The sequence below is a fragment of the Nonomuraea typhae genome, from assembly GCF_009760925.1.
GTDB classification, from domain to species: Bacteria; Actinomycetota; Actinomycetes; order Streptosporangiales; family Streptosporangiaceae; genus Nonomuraea; species Nonomuraea typhae.
Genome location: NZ_VRLV01000011.1, coordinates 306,142 through 325,820, shown reverse-complemented (window position 1 = coordinate 325,820; position 19,679 = coordinate 306,142). Strand labels below are relative to the sequence as shown.

General features: G+C 70.8%; 21 protein-coding genes. 10 read left to right on the top strand and 11 right to left on the bottom strand.

What is annotated here, in order from left to right; translation table 11 throughout:
• Positions 1-186: 186 nt before the first annotated feature.
• Positions 187-1,125, top strand: a complete 939-nt coding sequence (locus FVE25_RS36195) for a TIM barrel protein (RefSeq protein ID WP_157251883.1) — start codon at positions 187-189, stop codon at positions 1,123-1,125.
• Positions 1,126-1,136: 11 nt separating this feature from the next.
• On the opposite strand, the gene FVE25_RS36190 is transcribed toward FVE25_RS36195, so the two are convergent.
• Positions 1,137-1,607: a MarR family winged helix-turn-helix transcriptional regulator gene (locus FVE25_RS36190; RefSeq protein WP_157251881.1), complete on the bottom strand. Its 471-nt coding sequence runs from the start codon at positions 1,605-1,607 to the stop codon at positions 1,137-1,139.
• Between the two features lie 63 nt (positions 1,608-1,670).
• On the opposite strand from FVE25_RS36190, the gene FVE25_RS36185 reads away from it, so the two are divergent.
• Positions 1,671-2,048 (top strand): cupin domain-containing protein, encoded by a 378-nt coding sequence (locus FVE25_RS36185; protein WP_157251879.1) that lies wholly within the window; start codon positions 1,671-1,673, stop codon positions 2,046-2,048.
• On the opposite strand, the gene FVE25_RS36180 is transcribed toward FVE25_RS36185, so the two are convergent.
• Positions 2,045-2,917, bottom strand: coding sequence for an HhH-GPD family protein (locus FVE25_RS36180; protein ID WP_425489518.1), 873 nt, complete (start codon positions 2,915-2,917; stop codon positions 2,045-2,047). The genes FVE25_RS36185 and FVE25_RS36180 overlap by 4 nt on opposite strands.
• A gap of 78 nt (positions 2,918-2,995) precedes the next feature.
• Between FVE25_RS36180 and FVE25_RS36175 the strand changes: the two genes are divergently transcribed.
• The gene (locus FVE25_RS36175; RefSeq protein ID WP_157251877.1) at positions 2,996-3,664 is read left to right on the top strand and encodes a hypothetical protein; all 669 of its coding nucleotides are present in this window, start codon (positions 2,996-2,998) and stop codon (positions 3,662-3,664) included.
• 526 nt (positions 3,665-4,190) lie between these two features.
• Here FVE25_RS36175 and disA read toward each other — a convergent pair.
• The 6 genes from disA to FVE25_RS36145 form a co-directional block, all read right to left on the bottom strand.
• The gene (gene disA, locus FVE25_RS36170) at positions 4,191-5,276 is read right to left on the bottom strand and encodes a DNA integrity scanning diadenylate cyclase DisA (protein ID WP_157251875.1); all 1,086 of its coding nucleotides are present in this window, start codon (positions 5,274-5,276) and stop codon (positions 4,191-4,193) included.
• A 38-nt stretch (positions 5,277-5,314) separates the two neighbouring features.
• Entirely contained in the window at positions 5,315-6,712 is a 1,398-nt protein-coding gene (gene radA, locus FVE25_RS36165; RefSeq protein WP_157251873.1) for a DNA repair protein RadA, read from the bottom strand.
• Between the two features lie 10 nt (positions 6,713-6,722).
• The gene (locus FVE25_RS36160) at positions 6,723-8,975 is read right to left on the bottom strand and encodes a M20/M25/M40 family metallo-hydrolase (protein ID WP_157251871.1); all 2,253 of its coding nucleotides are present in this window, start codon (positions 8,973-8,975) and stop codon (positions 6,723-6,725) included.
• Between the two features lie 74 nt (positions 8,976-9,049).
• Positions 9,050-9,355 (bottom strand): thioredoxin, encoded by a 306-nt coding sequence (gene trxA / locus FVE25_RS36155; protein WP_157251869.1) that lies wholly within the window; start codon positions 9,353-9,355, stop codon positions 9,050-9,052.
• Complete coding sequence (locus FVE25_RS36150; protein ID WP_157251867.1) at positions 9,352-9,717, bottom strand: MerR family transcriptional regulator; 366 nt, start codon at positions 9,715-9,717, stop codon at positions 9,352-9,354. The genes trxA and FVE25_RS36150 overlap by 4 nt, the downstream gene beginning before the upstream one ends.
• Before the next feature lie 34 nt (positions 9,718-9,751).
• Positions 9,752-10,450 (bottom strand): class I SAM-dependent methyltransferase, encoded by a 699-nt coding sequence (locus tag FVE25_RS36145; RefSeq protein WP_157251865.1) that lies wholly within the window; start codon positions 10,448-10,450, stop codon positions 9,752-9,754.
• Positions 10,451-10,504: 54 nt separating this feature from the next.
• On the opposite strand from FVE25_RS36145, the gene FVE25_RS36140 reads away from it, so the two are divergent.
• The 7 genes from FVE25_RS36140 to FVE25_RS36110 all read left to right on the top strand — a co-directional run bounded on the left by FVE25_RS36140 (position 10,505) and on the right by FVE25_RS36110 (position 17,217).
• On the top strand, positions 10,505-11,314 hold the full coding sequence (locus tag FVE25_RS36140; protein ID WP_157251863.1) for a sugar phosphate isomerase/epimerase family protein: 810 nt from the start codon (positions 10,505-10,507) through the stop codon (positions 11,312-11,314).
• Positions 11,311-12,069, top strand: a complete 759-nt coding sequence (locus FVE25_RS36135) for a class I SAM-dependent methyltransferase (RefSeq protein WP_157251861.1) — start codon at positions 11,311-11,313, stop codon at positions 12,067-12,069. Before FVE25_RS36140 ends, FVE25_RS36135 begins: the two co-directional genes overlap by 4 nt.
• Positions 12,066-12,647, top strand: coding sequence for a TetR/AcrR family transcriptional regulator (locus FVE25_RS36130; protein WP_157251859.1), 582 nt, complete (start codon positions 12,066-12,068; stop codon positions 12,645-12,647). The genes FVE25_RS36135 and FVE25_RS36130 overlap by 4 nt, the downstream gene beginning before the upstream one ends.
• Positions 12,648-12,796: 149 nt before the next feature.
• Positions 12,797-14,893 (top strand): (Fe-S)-binding protein, encoded by a 2,097-nt coding sequence (locus FVE25_RS36125; protein WP_157251858.1) that lies wholly within the window; start codon positions 12,797-12,799, stop codon positions 14,891-14,893.
• A 189-nt stretch (positions 14,894-15,082) separates the two neighbouring features.
• Positions 15,083-15,847 (top strand): hypothetical protein, encoded by a 765-nt coding sequence (locus tag FVE25_RS36120; protein WP_246267953.1) that lies wholly within the window; start codon positions 15,083-15,085, stop codon positions 15,845-15,847.
• Positions 15,844-16,905 carry a glycosyltransferase gene (locus tag FVE25_RS36115; RefSeq protein WP_157251853.1) on the top strand — a complete coding sequence of 354 codons (1,062 nt, stop codon included), beginning with the start codon at positions 15,844-15,846 and terminating at the stop codon, positions 16,903-16,905. Before FVE25_RS36120 ends, FVE25_RS36115 begins: the two co-directional genes overlap by 4 nt.
• A gap of 30 nt (positions 16,906-16,935) precedes the next feature.
• Positions 16,936-17,217 carry a metal-sensitive transcriptional regulator gene (locus tag FVE25_RS36110; RefSeq protein ID WP_157251851.1) on the top strand — a complete coding sequence of 94 codons (282 nt, stop codon included), beginning with the start codon at positions 16,936-16,938 and terminating at the stop codon, positions 17,215-17,217.
• Between the two features lie 74 nt (positions 17,218-17,291).
• On the opposite strand, the gene FVE25_RS54030 is transcribed toward FVE25_RS36110, so the two are convergent.
• The 3 genes from FVE25_RS54030 to FVE25_RS36100 all read right to left on the bottom strand — a co-directional run bounded on the left by FVE25_RS54030 (position 17,292) and on the right by FVE25_RS36100 (position 19,610).
• Positions 17,292-17,453: a hypothetical protein gene (locus tag FVE25_RS54030; RefSeq protein ID WP_181019825.1), complete on the bottom strand. Its 162-nt coding sequence runs from the start codon at positions 17,451-17,453 to the stop codon at positions 17,292-17,294.
• A gap of 204 nt (positions 17,454-17,657) precedes the next feature.
• Complete coding sequence (locus FVE25_RS36105; RefSeq protein WP_157251850.1) at positions 17,658-19,019, bottom strand: hypothetical protein; 1,362 nt, start codon at positions 19,017-19,019, stop codon at positions 17,658-17,660.
• 51 nt (positions 19,020-19,070) lie between these two features.
• The gene (locus FVE25_RS36100; protein ID WP_157251848.1) at positions 19,071-19,610 is read right to left on the bottom strand and encodes a gamma carbonic anhydrase family protein; all 540 of its coding nucleotides are present in this window, start codon (positions 19,608-19,610) and stop codon (positions 19,071-19,073) included.
• Positions 19,611-19,679 lie beyond the last annotated feature (69 nt).

Here is a 19,679-nt window from a genome sequence, read left to right as displayed (position 1 = left end):
TAGTACTACACTGCGTAGAGCTTGAATGTGCCAAGTTTCGCCCATGTGCGCCGCAAGAAGGCGCACTCACCTTTGGGCTGCTCCTCAGGGAGTAGTGAGGAATCAACCCAGGGTGGACGCGTGGCCTGCCGATGAGCAGACATGCTCAGGGCGTACGACACCAGTGCTGAGCCGTGGAGGAAGCCGATGCGCCTGCGTCACGACGACGGAACGCTCGTTCACCTGGCCTACAACGCAGGCGTGCACCCGGCGGAGGACCTGGAGAACCTGATCGCCCACCTGACCCGCTACGCGGTTCCGGTGCGCAAGCGGCTGGGCGTGGAGCGGATGGGGATCGGGCTGTGGCTGTCTCCCGCGGTGGCCGATCACCTGACGGCTGACCGCATTGAGCTGGTACGGCTGCGCCGTTCGCTGGAGGAGCGTGGGCTGGAGGTCGTCAGCCTCAACGGCACCGGTGGGCGCAACCAGGAGGTGCCGGGGCCGGACTGGGCGAAGCCGGAGCGGTACCGGTACACGATGGCGCTGGCCAAGATCCTGGCGTTCCTGCTGCCGGAGGACGTGCGGTTCGGGAGCATCTCCACCATCCCGATCGGGTGGCGGCGTGACTGGCCGTCGGATCTGCACACGATCGCGACCAAGCGGCTGGAGCGGCTGGCCCGCGAGCTGCGCGGGATCTACAGCGTCACCGGCAAGACGATCCGGGTCGGCTTCGAGCCGTGGCCGGGATGCGTGCTGGAGACGACCGAGCAGGCGCTGGAGCGGGTCTGCGGGATCGACTCCGAGCACCTGGGCGTCTGCCTGGACGCCTGTCACCTGGCCTGCGGGGTCGAGGAGCCGGAGGAGGCGCTGCGCGGGCTGGCGGCCGCCGGTGCGCCGGTCGTCAAGCTGGGGCACGTGCACAACCACACGGACGAGAACCCGAGCACCGGTCCCGTCCTCCACGACACGCTGACGGCGATGTTGTCGGGCGCGGTCAACGGCACCGCCCACATCGAGGTCGAGACCCACAACCTGGCGGTGCCCGGCCGGGCCAAGGGGCCTGGCGCGCTGGTGTCGCTGCTGGCCGAGGAGCTGGACTGGGCGCGTACCAGCCTGACGAACCTGGGTCTCCAGCTGGCCGCCTGAGCTTCTCCGGGTCACAGGCCCCCGAACCAGCCGGGGATGTCCAGGCGGAAGAAGTCGGGCGGGGTCATGGTGCGCAGGTCCTGCTCCAGGGCGCGTAGCCGGTCCTCGCCCAGGGCGTCGGCCCACGTACGGCGCAGGTCGTCGAAGATGCGGGCCGATCTGGCCAGCGCGTCCACCCCGTGCGGGGTCAGGTTGACGATCTTGTAGCGGGAGTCGGCGGGGTCGACGGTGCGCACGACGTAGCCGAGCCGTTCCAGCGTCTCGACGGTCTTGCCGGCCGCCTGCTTGGAGACGCCGAGGGCACGCCCCAGCTCCACGGCCGTGGTGCCACGAGACCCGATGGCCTGCATGACGAAGCCGTACATGGGCCGCATGTCCGGGTGCCCCTGCCGGGCCAGCTCGGCATGGAGCGCATCGATGATCATGCGAAACGCCATGAACAGCCGCAGGGGCAACTCGAAGCCAGGGGGTTCGCTTGACATGATAGACAACCTCATTTACCTTAATGGACAACTTGATTGTCTATCTTACCGCAGGAGATCCCCTTGACTCTCATCCAGCACGCCGACGCCCGCGTCACCGAAACCCCCAACGGCATCATGACCACCCTCGCCTCGCCCACCCAGGGCGGCGCGAGCCGATCCCTCTGGCAGGTCGAGGCCAAGCCCGGCGCCCAAGGGCCGCTGCACGACTTCGACGCCGAGCAGATCTGGACCTGGCTCACCGGTGCGGCCACCGTTGAACTCGGCCAGGAGACGCTCACCGTGCAGGCCGGCGACACCGTGATCATGCCCCCGCGTACGGCCCGGCGCGTCGTGGCCGACGCCGACCAGGGCTACACCGCCGTGGTCACCGCCCAGGGCGACGCCCGGGCCTTCGGCACCGACGGCACCGAGTTCGGCACCCCGGCATGGATCGCCTAAGCGGGCAGGCGATAGGTGCCGTCGTCCAGGTATTCGGCCAGGCCATCCGTGACCAGGCCGTCGAGGGCGCGCTCGCGCTGGACGTGGTCGTCCCAGACCGCGTCCAGCGCCGCCTTCGGCACCGGCCCGTGGGCGGCGCGCAGCACGGCCAGGAGCCGGCCACGGCACTGCCGGTCGGTCCCGGCATACGTCTGCCCCTTGCGCGCCGGCCCGTCATGCGGTGGTTTGCCCGCCAGACGCCAGGCGCACAGGTCCGTGATCGGGCAGTCGGCACATCGCGGGCTGCGGGCCGTACACACCAGGGCGCCCAGCTCCATGACGGCCACACCCCACCGAGGCGCGCCCAATGCGGGCAGAAGCGCCTCGGCCAGCCGGCGCTCGGCGGCTGACGTCGCGGTCGGCGGGTACTCATCACCGCGAACCGCCCGCGCGAACACCCGCCGCACATTCGTGTCGAGGACGGCATGCCGCCCCCCGAACGCGAAACTCGCCACAGCCGCCGCGGTGTACTCACCGATCCCCGGCAGGCCCAGCAGCGTCGCATGATCGCACGGCACCTCGCCGCCGTGCTCGTCCGTGATCGCCCTGGCGCACGCGTGCAGCCGCAACGCCCGCCGCGGATAGCCCAACCTGCCCCAATGGCGTACGGCCTCGCCCGGCGGCGCCACAGCCAGCGCCTTGGGCGTGGGCCAGCGCTCCATCCACTCGTGCCAGATCGGCAGCACCCGGCTGACCGGAGTCTGCTGCAGCATGATCTCGCTCACCAGCACGCCCCACGGCGTCGCGCCATCGGCACGCCACGGCAGATCCCGGGCGTTGTCGGCGTACCACTCCAGAACGGGGGTGTGTAGGAGGATCGGCTCGAGCACGCGCCCCAGCGTACGCCGAGATGGCCGCGGACGGCGTGTCGTCACCCTCGGTGGCTCATTGATTACCATGCTGTCCGTATGGATTCGGATGCGATGCGTGGCGATGGCGGCGACGTCTACTGGCGTCGACGTATGAGCGTGCTGGTCGGCGTGCTGGTGGTGGTCGCCGTCGTGGCGTGGGCGTGCTCCAGCGGCTCCGGCGGGCCGCAGCCGCGCTCCAGCGCCCAGACCGCGACCAGCGGGCCGCCCGCCGCCGATCCGCTGCTCGCCGGCCTCCGCACCCTCGCCCTGGGTACGGCCAGCCCCACCCCGACCACCACCAAGGCCACCCCGACCCCGACCCGGGTCAGCCGCCCCGGAGCCCCCTGCGACCACACCGACCTGGTCCTGAGCCTGAAGGGCCGGCAGGACGTCTACCCGGCCGGCGCGCTGCCGAACCTGATGGCCACCCTGGTCAACACCGGCCCCGTCATGTGCACCACCGACGTGGGCCCGCGCACCATGGAGATCCGCATCACCTCGGGAGAGGACCGCATCTGGTCCACGTCCGACTGCGTGAGCGGCGACACGAGCAGCGTGGAAAGGCTGGAGCGCGGCATCCCGTACGTCCGCTCGATCGACTGGGACCGCAAACGCTCCCGCACCGACTGCACCACCGCCCGCGTCAGCGCCCTCCCCGGCACCTACGTGGCCGTCGCCCGCATGGGCAAACTCAAGAGCCCCTTGGTCGTCTTCCACCTCCGCTAGCACCTCGGCCCGAAAAGCGCAGGGTGCCGGAGCGCGGGAGCGCGGGAGCGTGTGGCGCAGGGGCGTGGGGCCGCGGGAAGCGCAGGTGTGCCGCGAGACAGGGCGCGGGGGCACGAGGGTGCGCGGGAGGCGAGGGTAGAGCGGCCGGGGACGTAGAGGCGCGGTGGTGCAGGGGTGTGGGGCGCGGGAGCCCGGGAGCCCGGGAGCGCGGAAGCGCGGGAGCGCGGGAGGCGAGGGTAGGGCGCCGGGGCGTAGAGGCGCGGTGGTGCAGGGGTGTGGGGCGCGGGAGCGCAAAGCGCCGGGGCGGTGGGGAGCTCGACGGCCGCCTTCCGGCGCAACGGGGACGGCGGCCGGCCCAGGCACGCCGCGTGTTCAGGATCGCGTTGTAACGGCGAGCACCCCGTGAGCCCTCACGACTACCGCGTGACAGAGGCCGGCCCACGACGGCGGTGCGGGTAACCAGGCCCCGCCGTACACGATCATGAACCCCAAGCCCGCGCGACTGCGAGCAGCGAGCGCGGAGCGGCTATACGTAGCGTTCGAGGATGCTGGATTCGGCGAGGCGGGAGAGGCCCTCGCGGACGCTGCGGGCGCGGGACTCGCCCACGCCGCCCACTGCCTGGAGGTCGTCGATGCTGGCGGCCAGGAGCTTCTGGAGCCCGCCGAAGTGGTCCACCAGGCGGTCCACGACCGTGGCGGGCAGGCGGGGGACCTTGGCCAGCAGGCGGAAGCCGCGAGGGCTGACCGGGCTGTCCAGGGTTTCGTTGCCGCTGTGGCCCAGGACGTGGGCTACGGCAGTCAGGTCGAGGAGCTGGCTGCCGTCCAGGCGGTCCAGGGCGTGCAGGGCCTCGGTGAAGGCGCGGTGGCGGCGGCCCGCGGGGGCGGGGAGGTAGTCGCGGACGACGAGTTCGCGCTCGGAGTCGACGCCGGCGACCAGTTCGTCGAGCTGGAGCGAGAGCAGGCGGCCGTCGGTGCCGAGTTCGACCACGTAGCCCTTGATCTCGTCGTTGATGCGGCGGACCATCTCCAGGCGCTGGGCCACGGCGGCCACGTCGCGGACGGTCACCAGGTCCTCGATCTCCAGTGCCGACAGGGTGCCGGAGACCTCGTCGAGGCGGTGCTTGTAGCGCTCGAGCGTGGCCAGGGCCTGGTTGGCGCGGGAGAGGATCGCGGCGGACTCCTCCAGGACGTAGCGGATGCCGTCGAGGTAGAGGGCGATGATGCGCATGGACTTGCTGATGGCGATGATCGGCAGGCCGGTCTGGCGGGCCACGCGCTGGGCGGTGCGGTGCCGGGTGCCGGATTCGTCGGTGGGGATGGACGGGTCGGGGACCAGGTGGACGGCGGCGCGGACGATTTTGGCCTCGTCGTGGTGGACGACGATGGCGCCGTCCATCTTGGCCAGTTCGCGCAGGCGGGTGGGGGAGAACTCGACGTCGAGCTCGAAGCCGCCGGAGCACAGGTCCTCGACCGTGGGGTTGTAGCCCAGCACGATGAGGCCGCCGGTCTGCCCGCGCAGGATCCGCTCCAGGCCGTCGCGCAGCTGCGTGCCCGGGGCCACTGCGGCCAGGGCTTCGCGACGGCGGTCGTCAAGACTCCTGTCGTTTGGCACCTGACCCCCGTGTAGTACTCAATCCCAGCTTAGCCGGGCTATGTGACGTGTGTGAGTGCGTCCCACACGTTCTCGGCCTGGACGACTTCGAAGCCGGGCGCGAAGGAGACCGGTCCGACGGGCACCAGCGCGCGCTGGCCGGCGCGCTTGTTGCCGGCCTCCTCCAGGGAGCCGGCGGGGACGAGCGCGCGGGTGAAGCCGAGCCGCGCGGCTTCGGTGAGCCGCCGTCGGACGTCTTTGACCGGCCGCAGCTCCCCGGCCAGCCCGACCTCGCCGAGCGCGACGAGGCCGGCGGGCAGCGGTTTGTCGCCGGCCGCGCTGGCCACCGCGAGCATAACCGACAAGTCGACGGCCGGGTCGGCGATTTTCAGGCCGCCGACCGTGGCGGTGAACACGTCGCAGCCGCCCAGCTTGGCGTTGAGCCTGCGTTCGAGTACGGCCAGCACCAGCTGCACCCGGTAGGAGTCGAGGCCGGAGGTGGTGCGCCGAGGCTGCTGGGCTTCGGTGCGGGCGACCAGCGCCTGGACCTCGGCGGGCAGCGGGCGGGTGCCTTCGACGGTGACGGTGACGCAGGTGCCGGGGACGGGCTTGCTGCGCTGCGAGACGAACAGCCCGGTGGGGTCGGAGATGCCCTCGATGCCGCGCTCGTGCAGGTCGAAGCAGCCGACCTCGTCGGTGGGGCCGAAGCGGTTCTTCACCGCGCGCACCAGGCGCAGCCGCGAGTGGCGGTCGCCCTCGAAGTTGAGCACGACGTCGACGAGGTGCTCCAGCGTGCGCGGGCCGGCGATCGAGCCTTCCTTGGTGACGTGGCCGACCAGCACGGTGGCCATGTTGCGCTCCTTGGCCAGGCGGACGAGGTTGGCCGCGACCTCGCGCACCTGGGTGACGCCGCCGGGCACGCCGGTGGCCTGGGCCGAGCCGATCGTCTGCACGGAGTCGACCACCAGGAAGCGCGGCTGGACCTTCTCCACGTGCGCCACCAGCGCGGACAACTCGGTCTCCGCGGCGAGGTAGAGGTTGTCGCGCAGCGCGCCGATGCGGTCGGCGCGCAGCCGGACCTGGGCGGCGGACTCCTCGCCGGTGATGTAGAGGACGGTGGCGCGCCGGGCGATGGAGGCCGCCGCCTCCAGCAGCAGCGTGGACTTGCCGATGCCCGGCTCGCCGGCCAGCAGCATGACCGCGCCGGGCACGACGCCGCCGCCGAGCACCCGGTCGAGCTCGCCCACGCCGGTGCTGCGCGCGACGGCCACCTCGGCCTTGACCTGGTTGATCGGCACGGCGGGGGCCGTGGTGGCGCCGGCCTGCACGACGTTTGCGCCGCGGGCGCCCTCTTCGTCGACCGTGCCCCACGCCTGGCACTCACCGCAGCGGCCGACCCACTTGAGCGTGCGCCAGCCGCACTCGGTGCAGCGGTAACCGGTAGCAGTCTTGGCCATGCGGAGCAGGCTAGCGGGCGGGGGCGACAATCTTCGTCAGGAAGGCGGTCGCCAGCGGCCGCATCTGCATGGTCTCCGCCGGAAGCCGATATCCCGGAATCACCGACATGTCGTACACATGCTGAAAAATCCGGATCTGGGTCTCGCCCGCGGGTACCGCCAGCGTGGCCTCCACCCCGCCGGCCGGCGGCGCGTGGAAGGTGAACCCGCTGCGCTCGCCGAGATCCCGGTCCGCGACCGTGATCTTCGCCCCCGGCTTCCCGACGCCCAGCCCGACCGCCGGAGCCGGGCCCGCCGGGGTGAGCCGGACCGTCAGCGTTCTCGTGCCGCCCGAGGTGACGTCCTTGAGCACGGTCAGCTCCGGCGCCCGCAACGGCGCGACCGGCGCCGGGCTCGTCACCATGTCCACCTCGCCGAAGAAGCGGGCGCTGTCGGCGCTGACGCCGCCGAAACGCCCCCAGCGCGCTTCCTTCGCCGCCGTGTCGACCGCGTAGGCGACGGCGTCCTGGCGCGGGTGGGCGGTGTCGAAGCGGTCCGCGGCCAGTCCGGCCGCGATCAGCACGACCGCCGCGACGGGCAGCACGAGCAGAGTGGTACGGCGGCGCGGCGCGAAGGCCACGATCGGCAGCAGGAGCAGCAGCAGGAGGGCGAAGTGGGGGGCCGAGATGACGCCGCCGATGCGCAGCCCGATGTCCAGGCTGGTCAGGGCCGTGCCGCCCAGCATGACGGCCGCGGGGACGAGTCCGAGGGTCAGCGCGACGATCCCGCCCCGGGGCAGGAACAAGGAGACCATCCAGCCGAGCGCCGCGAAGAGCGCCGGCCAGGCGAAGCCGTGCGAGCCGCCGGGCAGCAGCAGTGCCGACAGCAGCCCGAGCAGCGCGACCAGGAGCAGCGCCCCGGCCGCCGGCCCGATGAGGGACCGCTCGTGACCGCCGCCCCGAGCGGAAGCCACGGGAGAGCCCGGCACAGCGGAACCCCGCACGGGAGACGTGGCGGACCGCGCCGGAGTCGCCGGGCGGGGGGTTGCCAGGCGGCGGAAGAGGGTCACGCAGACCAGCACGATCGCCGCCACGAACACCAGCAACGCCGCCTGGTACAACCAGGGCCGATAGGGATCCCCGGTGAACATCGCGCCGTAGTCGGGACGCAGCACCTTGAGCAGCGGCCACAGCGCATACCCCGAGGCGCCCGCCAGCACGACGGTCACCAGCGAGAGCCCGGCCGCCCCGAGCGTGCGTGGCAGGGTCACCAGCCCGCGCCGCCGCAGCAGCACGATCAGCCCGGCGACGAGCGCCAGCGCGAGCACGGCGATGGGGATCTCCAGCCATCCCGGATACCGGATCATCCCACCCGGCACGGTGAAGAAGACCGACTCCCCGGTGCCCAGCGCGCGCAGGTCACGGCCGGCCAGCGCGGTGGCGACGGCCAGGGCGTTGTCGCCCATCTGCTGGAGGCTGCCGGGGTCCAGGTGGGCGGGGTCGTCGAGGGGTGTGTGGTAGTAGGCGCCGCCGCCGATGAAGGCCGAGTCGAGTCCCATCCAGCCGGCCTGGTCGAAGACGTGGAAGTCGGTGTTGTTGGGCATGACGGCCATGAGCGAGGCGAAGGCCGAGTCGGCCGAGGGGTGCGGGGCGGCGCTGCCGTACACCTCGCCGAAGGGGCCGGAGGAGCGGAACATCTGCACGGTGCCGCGCACGCCGCGGGCCTCGTGGTTGAGGACGACGACGGGCCCGTCGAAGCGGTTGTCCCGCGCGAACGCCTCGGCGCCGAGCAGGCCGGGCTCCTCGGCGTCGGTGAGCAGGAAGATGACGTCGTTGCGGAGGTTCTGCGGCAGGTTGCGGGCGACCTCCAGCAGGGCCGCGATCCCGGCGCCGTCGTCCCCGGCGCCGGGTGCGCCGGGGGCGGAGTCGTAGTGGGCGGCCAGGATGACGCGTCCGGTGGAGGCGGTGCCGGGGCGGGTGGCGACGATGTTGCGGACCTTGCCGACGGAGGCGGGGCCGTCGTGCTTGACGGGGAAGACGCCCACGCTCTCGTGCACCCGCGTGTCGAGGCCGAGCGCGGTGAGCCGGCGGACGAGGTGTTCGCGGACGCGGTCGTTCTCGGGTGAGCCGGTCGGGTGCGGCGCCTTGGCGATCTCCCGGACGTCGCCGAGCGCCCGCACGGCGCTGAACCCGGTGGTCGCGGACCGCGGCGCGGGCGGTGCCAGGTCGGCGAGTGTGACCGCGAGCAGCGCGGCCAGCACAAAAAGACTGATAAATCGGCTCACGAGCTGTCACAGTAGGGCGATTACCCTGCGTGGCGGATCGCTCGTGGTGACGATCTCCTCCTACAGAGAAAGAACTACGCGAGCCCCAGGTCGCGCTCGAGCAGCCGCTTGGGCTTGGCGCCGACGATCTGCCGGACCGGCTGCCCGTTCTCGAACAGCAGCAGCGTCGGCAGGCTCAGCACGCCGTACCGCGCCTGAATGGCGGGATTCTCATCCGTGTTGATCTTGGCGACCGTCAGGCCGTGCTCCGCCTCGATCTCCTCCAGCACCGGCGCGACCATGTGGCAGGGCGGGCACCATTCGGCCCAGAAGTCCACGAGCACCGGCTTGTCGCTCTGCAGCACCTGCTCGTCGAAGTTCGCGGTGGTCAACGTGATCATGATTCTCCTTTGAACGCGCATCCGGCGCACAACTGGGCGGCGAGTTCGGCGCGTCTGGCCAGCAACGTGCGGATCTCGGAGTCGATCTCCTCGAGCTTGCGCCGGTAGACCTCGACCGAGCCGGCGCAGTCGCCGCCGGAGGTGTGCCCGGCGCGCAGGCACTCGACGAAGGGCCGGGTGTCGTCCAGCGTGAAGCCGTGGGTGAGCAGCGTGCGGATCTCGCTCACGAGCTTGACGTCGTCCTCGTCGTACTCGCGGTACCCGTTGGCCCTCCGCCGGGCGCTGATCAGGCCGTTCTGCTCGTAGTACCGCAGTGACCTGGTGCTGACTCCTGCCCGCCGGGCCAGTTCGCCGATCCGCATACCGACACGCTAAACGTTGACATCGGCGTCAAGGTCAATAGGTGCGCCACCGCAGCACGTTCGGGTAGGCCAGCTCCAGGCCGGGCGTGCGCCGGATCGCCTCGGCGGCCACCTCGGGCGCGAACTCGATGCGCAGCACCGCCTCCAGGTCCGCCCGCCGCTCGAAGCTCATGCGCAGGTCGAGGGTACGGCGCAGCCAGCCCTGCCGGGTCCAGAAGGTCTCGACGGCGGCGGCCGAGTAGGAGGGCACGGTGCGCTGGAACCACTGGCCGAACTCACCCCGGGTGGCGTCCAGGTCCACGACGAAGGCGGCGCCGCCCCGCCGTACCACGCGGTTGAGCTCACGCAGGCCGGGCTCGCAGCCGGGACCGAAGAAGTAGGCCCAGCGCGCGATGGCGACGTCCACGGAGGCGTCGGCGACGGGCAGGTCCTGGGCGGTGGCGCGGTGCACCTCGACGCCGGGCAGGCCGGCGCAGCGGCGTTCGGCCAGCTTGACCAGGCCGCCGTGTGGCTCGACGCCGATCACGCGGGCGGCCGAGGCGGCGAGTGCCGGCAGGTGGTAGCCGGTGCCGCAGCCGATGTCGAGGACGACGGCACCCTCCCAGGGGCGGATGGCGCGCATGGCCGCGTCGGCTGCGCCGTCGGGGTCGACGGCCTTGTTCTCCAGCTCGTAGACCTGCGGGGTGTTCCAGATGTTCGGGCTGGGGATGGCGCCGTGGACGATGCGTGACATGGATCAACCGTAGGCGCAGCCACACCCACGCCTCACCCGGCTTAGGCTGGCAACGTGGCTGATGTCATCCGCGTGCCCAATGCGAAGATCGCATTGTCCACCGCTTCGGTATATCCGGAACGCACTCCCGATGCGTTCGAGCTAGCCGCGCGCCTGGGTTACGACGGGGTCGAGATCATGGTCGGCGCCGACCCGGTGAGCCAGGACATCGACGTGATCGAGCGGCTTTCGCAGCACTACGAGGTGCCCGTGCTGGCCATCCACGCCCCGTGCCTGCTGGTCACGCAGCGCGTGTGGGGGCGCGACCCGTGGGCCAAGCTGGTGCGGGCGCAGAAGGCGGCCGAGCGGCTGGGCGCGCAGACCGTGGTCGTGCACCCGCCCTTCCGCTGGCAGCGTGATTACGCCCGCGACTTCGAGACGGGCCTGGCGCGCATGCGGGAGGAGACCGACGTCGTCTTCGCCGTGGAGAACATGTTCCCGCTGCGTGCGCGCGGCAACGACGTGGTGCCGTACTCACCCGACTGGAACCCGGTCGACTACGACTTCCCCCACGTGACGCTGGACCTGTCGCACACCGCGGTCTCCGGCTCCGACGCGATGGAGATGGCGACCAAGCTCGGTGACCGGCTGGCCCACCTGCATCTGGCCGACGGCCTCGGGACCACGAACAAGGACGAGCACCTGGTGCCGGGGCGCGGCAACCAGCCGTGCGCGCCGATGCTGGAGCGGCTGGCGCGCAACGGCTACGACGGCCTGGTGGTGCTGGAGATCAACACCCGCAAGGCGGCCTCGCGCACCGAGCGGATCGACGACCTCGCGGAGGCGCTGGCCTTCGCCCGGCTCTTCCTGGCGGCGCGCACATGATCGAACGCGCACTCGGCAAGGTGTTCGACCGGGTCGCCGAGGCGTACGACGCGGCCCGCCCCCATTACCCCGACGAGGTCTACGGCGCGCTGTCGGAGATCTCCGGGGTGCCGCTCGCCGGCGCGACCGTCGTGGACGTCGGCGCGGGCACCGGCATCCTGACGCGCGCCCTGCAGGCGCGCGGCGCCCGCGTGCTGGCCGTGGATCCGGGCGCGGAGATGCTCTCCTTCCTGGTCTCCCGCCTGTCCGGTACGGCCGGCGTCGCGGCGGTCATCGGGGACGGCAACGTGCTCCCGGTGGCAGACGGCAGCGCCGACCTGGTGACGTACGCGCAGTCGTGGCACTGGCTGGACCCCGCGGTCTCGATCGCCGAGGCGCGACGGGCGCTGCGGCCCGGCGGCGCGATGGCCGCCTGCTGGAACCTCGCCGACGCCCGCGCGGTGGAGTGGCTGGCCGACTACGAGGCGAGGCTGTCGGCGGAGGCGCCGGGTTATTGGGGCCCGGCGCACGAGCAGTGGCGGGTGCCGCCGATCGCCACCGCCTTCGAGGTGGTGGAGGAGCGCTGGATCCCGTGGACCCGGCGGATCGGCATCGAGGAGTTCCTGCTGGACCTGCGCTCGCACTCCTATATGGCGGCGCTGCCCGACGAGGCGGCCGGCGAGCTGGTGGGGCGGCGCCGGGCGGAGCTGCAGGCGGCTTTTCCCGACGGCATCCTGAGCGTGCCGATGCGCGTGTATCTGGCGGTGGGGAGATGACCGTCAAACGACGCCCCGGCCGCCGTCCGGGGTCTGCGGACACGAGGGGCGAGATCCTGGCGGCGGCGCGGACGGTTTTCGCGGAGAAGGGGTTCGACAAGGCGACGGTCCGTGGCATCGCCAGGCAGGCGCAGGTCGATCCGGCCCTGGTGCATCACTACTTCGACACCAAGGAGGGCATGTTCGCCGAGGCCATGCAGTTGCCGATCAACCCGGACGAGGTGGTGCCGGCGATCCTGGAGGGGCCCAGGGAGGAGGTCGGCGAGCGCCTGGTCCGGCTGCTGCTGCGGCTGACGGCGGAGAACGAGGCCCGCCAGCCGGTGATCGCGCTGCTGCGCTCGGCGATGACGAACGAGCAGGCGCTGGCCATGGTGCGGGAGTTCATCACCAACGCGCTGCTCTACCGGGTGGCCGACGGGCTGGGCGTGCCGCACCTGCGCATCGAGGCGGCGTTCTCGCAGATGGTCGGGCTGATCCTGGCGCGGTACGTGCTGCAGTTGGAGCCGCTGGCCAGCGCCGACGACGAGGATCTGGTGGCGCTCATCGCGCCGACGATTCAGCGCTATTTCACAGCCTAGAGCATTGTTCTGGTATATGTCTGGAGCTTAGGGTGGGTCGCGTTAGGCCCAGAATGTTACTCACGGGTAGGATTCTGGGGACACCTGGTCGTTAACGTGGATGACCGGCGACCGTACGCTGGCAGCCAACGTCGTCTGTGGGAGGACCCGTGCTCTGGGTAGCCGTGCTCGCGCTGTTGATGACCGTGGCGGCCGTGGCCGTCGCGGGCCGCAGAGCGCTGTTCCTGTTCAAGCTCGCCACCGTCGGCCCGCCTGCCCCCGAGCGCGTCGAGTACGCCAGGACCCATGTGCCGGAAGAGCTCAAGGCGCAGATCGTCGAGGTCTTCGGCCAGAAGAAGCTGCTGAAGTGGACGCCGTCCGGCATCGCCCACTTCTTCGTCATGTGGGCCTTCTTCATCCTGCTGACCGTCTACATCGAGGCGTACGGCGGCATCATCCAGGGCGCGGTCACCGGCCGGCCGAACTTCCACATCCCGCTGATCGGCCAGTGGCCGGTCCTCGGCTTCCTGCAGGACTTCATCGCGGTGGCGTGTGTGCTCGGCCTCATCGCCTTCGCGGTCATCCGGATCAAGAACTCGCCCAAGACGCTGGGCCGCAAGTCCCGCTTCTCCGGCTCGCACCTGGGCGGCGCCTGGGTCGTCCTGTTCATGATCTTCAACATCATCTGGACGCTCTTCCTGGCCCGCGGCGCGGCCGCCGCCAACGGGAACCTGCCCTACTCCGGCGGGGCGTTCGTCTCGATCGCGCTGGGCGACGTGCTGCCCGCCAGCACGCTGCTGGAGGAGATCGCGCTGCTCCTGCACATCGGCTTCATGCTGGTGTTCCTGGTCATCGTGGTGAACTCCAAGCACCTGCACATCTTCACCGCGCCGCTCAACGTGCTCTTCTCGCGCCGCCCCGACGGCCTCGGCGGCGCCGACGTGCTGCGCGTGGACGGCAAGCCGGCCGACTTCGAGGACGAGGATCTCGACCCCGAGAAGCTGGGCCGCGGCAAGATCCAGGACACCACCTGGAAGGGCTTCCTCGACTTCTACTCCTGCACCGAGTGCGGGCGCTGCCAGTCGCAGTGCCCGGCGTGGAACACCGACAAGCCGCTGTCGCCGAAGATGCTCATCCTCGACCAGCGTGACCACGCCTTCAAGGTGGCTCCCTACCTCCTTCAAGGCGGCACCCACGAGGACACCGACGTGCTCGCGCTGCTGGAGAAGCCGCTGGTCGGCGAGGACGGCGTCATCCACCCGGACGTGCTGTGGTCCTGCACCAACTGCGGCGCCTGCGTCGAGCAGTGCCCGGTGGACATCGAGCACATCGACCACATCCTCGACATGCGCCGTTACCAGGTCATGGTGGAGTCGTCGTTCCCGTCCGAGGCGGGGGTGATGGTGAAGAACCTGGAGAACAAGGGCAACCCGTGGGGCATGTCCGAGATGAAGCGGGCCGACTGGATCGCGGAGCTGGACTTCGAGGTCGAGCTGGTCGAGGACAAGATGCCCGAGGACGCCGAATACCTGTTCTGGGTGGGCTGCGCCGGCGCCCTGGAGGACCGGGCGAAGAAGACCACCAAGGCCGTGGCCGAACTGTTGCACATCGCCGGCGTGAAATTCGCCGTGCTCGGCCCGATGGAGGCGTGCACCGGTGACCCGGCCCGCCGCCTGGGCATGGAGTACCTGTTCAACATGCTCGCCCAGCAGAACATCGAGACCCTGAACGAGGCCGGGGTCAAGAAGATCGTGGCCACCTGCCCGCACTGCTTCAACACGCTGGCCAACGAGTACCCGGCGCTGGGCGGCACCTACGAGGTCGTGCACCACACGCAGCTGCTGTCGCACCTGGTCGACACCGGCAAGCTCACGCCGGTCACGCCGATCGAGGAGAAGATCACCTACCACGACCCGTGCTTCCTCGGCCGCCACAACAAGGTCTACTCCCAGCCCCGCGACATCATGGCGAAGGTGCCGGGCGTGCAGACCCAGGAGATGCACCGGCACAAGGACCGCGGCTTCTGCTGCGGCGCCGGCGGCGCCCGCATGTGGATGGAGGAGCGGCTCGGCAAGCGCATCAACACCGAGCGCGTGGACGAGGCGCTGACCACCAACCCCGACACCGTCTCCACCGCCTGCCCCTTCTGCATGGTGATGCTCGGCGACGCCATCAACGAGAAGAAGAACAACGGCGAGGCGAAGGAGTCGCTGGAGGTCGTGGACGTCGCCCAGCTCTTGATCAAGTCGGTCAAGGGAGCTTCCTGACCCGGCACAGTCGGACTCCTCCACAGCTCTTGTGGGGGAGTCCGCACGTCAGGGGCGTCAACCGCACGAAATCCGGCATCCACATAACGGGAAAATCACGGTAGCCTCAACGTCGCATGGCTTCATTCGACGGGGAGGGGGCTCGCGATGCGCGTCGTCGTCACAGACGCGGAAGTCACTCTGGCTGACGTGCTCTCCCTGCGACTCGCGATCGAAGACCCGCTCGATGAAGGCACCGAACTGGTGCTGCGCCATCGGGGCACGGGAGTCGAGCGTGACGTGATGCTCGGCAGGCCGGGCGGCGGACCCGGCAGCGGCGCGCGCGAGGCGACACTGGCGGTGTCGCTGGCGCCGCTCCAGCTCAGCGCCGGCCGCTGGGACGCCTATCTGCGCCACGGCGGCGCCAGGACCCGGCTGAGAAGCATCGATCCGGGTTTCTCCCTGGACCACCTCGACACGTACGCGCTGTGCAAACGCACGCTGGCCTACCGCTCCTACCGCACCCGCAACGGCTTCCTCGCCCTCAAGATCGACGAGGCGGAGCCGGTGGCCGAGGTGCGCTCGGTCTGGTTCAGGGAAGGCCGCTTCGAGGTGATGGGCCTGCTCGCCTTCACCGGCCTGGAGGACGACGACGCGCGTCACGAGGCCAAACTCGCCCTGCACCGCAGGCAGTCGGCCGCCACGGTCGCCGCCCGCGCCACCGTCCAGGGCGTGCGCTTCCACGCCGCGGTCTCCCTCGTGGACGTCATCGCCGCCGACCCCGACGCCTCCGGCACCTGGGAGCCGTCCCTGGAGGTCGAGGGGGTGCCCACGCCATTGCGGCTGGGCTCGCGCCTGGACGACGTGGACGGCAAGCGCCGCCGCCTCCACTACCCGGCCACCCAGGTGGACGGCGTGCCGATCCGGCCCTGCTACACCGCCGACGACGAGTTGCGGATCGAGGTAGGTGGGTGAAGGTCAGCCTGATGCTCCCCTCCGCGTACGGCATGCGCGGCGACATCCGGTCCACGCTCAACCTCGCCACGGCCCTCGCCGAGCGACACGAGGTCGAGGTGATCAGCATCAGGCGGCAGAAGGACAAACCCTTCTTCCCGGTGGGCTCCAAGGTCAAGCTGCGCTCGATCATCGACGTACGGCCCGGCATACGGCACCTGTTGCCCAGCGGGCAGATGCGCACCGAGATGGCCCTGTGGCGGATGATGCGCGCGCTCAAGAGTGATGTTTTGATCACCACCCGGCCAGCTCTGTCTGTCCAGGCCGCGAGGTACGGCCCGCGCGAGGTTCTGCGCATCGCCCGGGAATGGGGGCGGCCCGCCGTACCCGCGCCGGTGCGGAAGTTCTATCCCCGGCTGGACGCGGTCGTGACCGCCACCGAGTCGGCAAGGGACGAATGGCTGCGGCTGGTGGAGTCCGGGCCGAAGGTGCTGGCCGTACCGGATGCGCTGCCGGGCGGGCCGTGGCCGCGCTCGCGGATGGACAACCGGATCGTGGCGGCGGGCGGTAGGTGGGTGCCCGCCAAGGCGTACGACCGGCTGATCAGGGCGTTCGCGATGGTGGCGGACAAGCGGCCGGACTGGCGGCTGCGGTTGTACGGCGGCGGGCCCGAGGAGCAGCGGCTGCGGGCGCTGGTGCGCGAGCTGAACCTGCACAACCACGTCTACTTCATGGGCACCACGCCCGACCTGGCGGGGGAGTTCGCCAAGGCGTCGCTGGTGGCCACCACCTCGCGCAGCGAGGACCTCGGGATGGCCGTGCTGGAGGCGATGCGCTGCGGGGTGCCCGTGGTGGCCTTCGACGGGGCCCGCGGGCCGAGCGAGTTCGTGGCCACGGGCTACAACGGGGTGCTGGTGCCCGAGGGCGAGGAGCAGATGTTCGCCGGGGCGCTGCTGGCGCTCATCGACGACGAACGCCGACGTCGCTCGCTGGCGGCGGGCGCCCTGGAGAGCACCGTCAGGCATGCCGCCGCGGGCGTGGGCGAGCAGTGGGAGAAGCTGATCTCAGAACTCCGCTGACGTCATACCGCTTACGGGTACCGTAGAACCATGCATGGGTACAGCGGCGACAAGCAGGCGTATCTCACTCGGCTGCGGCGGGTTGAGGGCCAGATCAGGGGCCTCCAGCGCATGGTGGAGGACGACGCCTACTGCATCGACATTCTCACTCAGGTCTCCGCTGCCACGCGGGCGCTGCAGGCGGTTGCGCTCGGGTTGCTGGAAGAGCACATCGGGCACTGCGTGGCCGACGCCATCAGCACGGGAGGGCCGGAGGCCGAGGCCAAGGTGAAGGAGGCGTCAGCGGCCATTGCCCGCCTGGTGCGTTCGTAGCCGGGGTGACTAGTCCCTCAAACACTGTCCCGGACCCCTCAGGAGCCCGGGACTAGGTCTTTGTGCCTGGTCTGTCAATGACTGGCCGAAGTCCGCAATCCGAGCGCGTCGTCGAGCTCGTCCAAGGTCAGCCGTCGTTCGCTGATAGCCACGGCGGTCAGCACCTCGGCGTAGAGTGCAATCTCGTCCAACGCGACACGATCGTGGACCCGAGAGTCCAGGTCGTCGTGCCCCACCGCGTCGTCCTTCCTTCCGCAGCCCACACCCTCTACGAGGTTACGGCCGGGGCCCTTCAGGCGACATGGCCCATCGGGGTCATTCCTTTCTGTACCACCGGGCCCCATCAGGATCATTTCCCGTTTCCGAGATCACAATTCAGACACCGGCCAGTTACTCAGGAGAAAAAACGATATAGGGGGAGTAAGGGGGAAATTACGGTATTAGTGGTTTACAGGGGGATGGTCGTCGCGCTCGTGCACCAGCCGGCGCACAATCGCCCGCGCCCCCGCGAACCCGTCCTCCGGCACCTCGGCCCCGGTCAGCCGGCACCACGCCAGCCCGGCCGCGTACGCCGCCCCCAGCACCGCCGCCGCCGACTCACGGTCCGGAGGCGCCACGATGACCCCGCGCGCCGTCGCCGGCGAGGTCGCCCGCGACGGCCACCCGCCCGTGGCCCCCGTCCACAAGAAGGCGGGTACGGCGAAGCCGTCCGGCTCGGTGTGCTCCCCGTACTCGGCCACATGCGCGATCAGCTCGGCGTAGGCGTGCCGCACCCGGTGATCCAGCCACGTCTGCAACCGCGGGCCGCCCCCGGGCAGGTCCGTCAGGAACGAGGCCGCCGCCCGCACCGCGTCGGAGGTGAAGCCCAGCGACTCCACCAGGTCGTACACGGTGTGCCGGAACGCCGCCCCCGGATCGGTGTCGGGCAGCAGCCAGCGCCGCAGATCCTCCGGCACCCGGGCCAGCCACGCCTGCCGTACCGACTCGTCGCTTGTGAGGACCGCCGCCCGGTCGAGTTCCGGCCGGTGCAGCAGCGGCTCGAGCATCGCCAGCAGGGCGTGGGCCCGCGGCGCGAACCGCGCGTCGTCGGCCAGGATCTGCGCGGTGTCGGCCATGAGGGCCACCAGGCGCAGGGCGGCGCGGTCCTCGGTGGCGCGGGCGCGCTCGGCGTACAGGGCGACCAGGGCGTCGAGCCGCGGCCGGGTCAGCCAGCGGACCCACTCGTCGCCGGGCAGGGGGCGGCGCAGGTACTCGCCGAAGATGGTGAGCAGGCGCTCGTTGCCGTCGAAGGCGGGCGCGTAGGCGCACCACATGATCGTGCCCCAGACGGCGGCGACGGTGCCGGGCACGTCACCGGCGAAGACGTCCTGGAAGGCGGCCAGGGGGTAGTCGAGCTCCGACTTCCGCCCCATGCGCCGCAGCAGGACACGGACCTCCTCGGTCAGGTCGGGGTGCACGTCGGGGCCGATGAACGCCTGGGTGGAGCCGGCCGGCGCGATGAAGTCGGCGCCCCCGGGCAGCAGGTGCGGCGGCAGGATGGGGGCGCCGTGGCGGCCGGTGCGCAGGGGCTGGCCACGCGGCGGCGCGGCCAGGTGCCAGCGGCCGTCGCGGGGGTCGTGGAGGTACCAGCGGGCGTGGGCGCCGAAAATCCAGCGGCCGCCGTCCGGGGTGACGACCGTCGTGGCGGCCAGCGCCTCGGCCCTGAGGTGCGCGGGGAGCCCGGGCCAGCGCGGGTTCGCCACGAGCGCGCGAACGTCCGCCTCGACGGCCGAGAAGGGGTCCCACGGGTGCACGGCGGCCATCGTACTTCGCCTGCGAGCCACACCAGCGGGCAATTGGGGGCAGAATGTCCGTTATGACGATCGGAGGGGGGACGCCGAACGGTGTCTGATCGCCTTGGCCATGTAGCCGTCGGGGGTGTGCGCGAAGCTTGCCCTGTCGTCGTCGGTGAGCTCGCGCACGATCTTGCCGGGCACGCCCGCGACCAGCACTCCCGCCGGAATCCTCTTGCCGGGACCGACCAGCGCGCCGGCCGCCACGAGCGTCCCGGCGCCGATGCGGGCGCCGCCGAGCACGATGGCGCCGATGCCGATCAGGGCTCCGGTCTCGACGTGGGCACCGTGGACCATCGCCTTGTGGCCGAGGCTCACCCGGGGCTCCAGGATCGCCGGTTCTCCAGGATCGGCGTGCAGGCAGCAGAGATCCTGGACGTTGCACTCCTCACCGATCTCGATCCGCTCGTCGTCGCCACGGACGACCGAGCCGTACCAGATATTGGCCGCCCGCCCGACGCTGACGCGGCCGACGACGACCGCCCCCGGCGCAATGTACGCCTCGGGGTGAATGTCCGGAACTGCCCCGTTGTCCAACGCTGCTATGTACACCCGGGACATCGTAATTCCTGCCCCAGGTGTGGCGTTCCGGTTGCGGACGTGGGCAGATGGCAGGAAAGTCGATTCCTG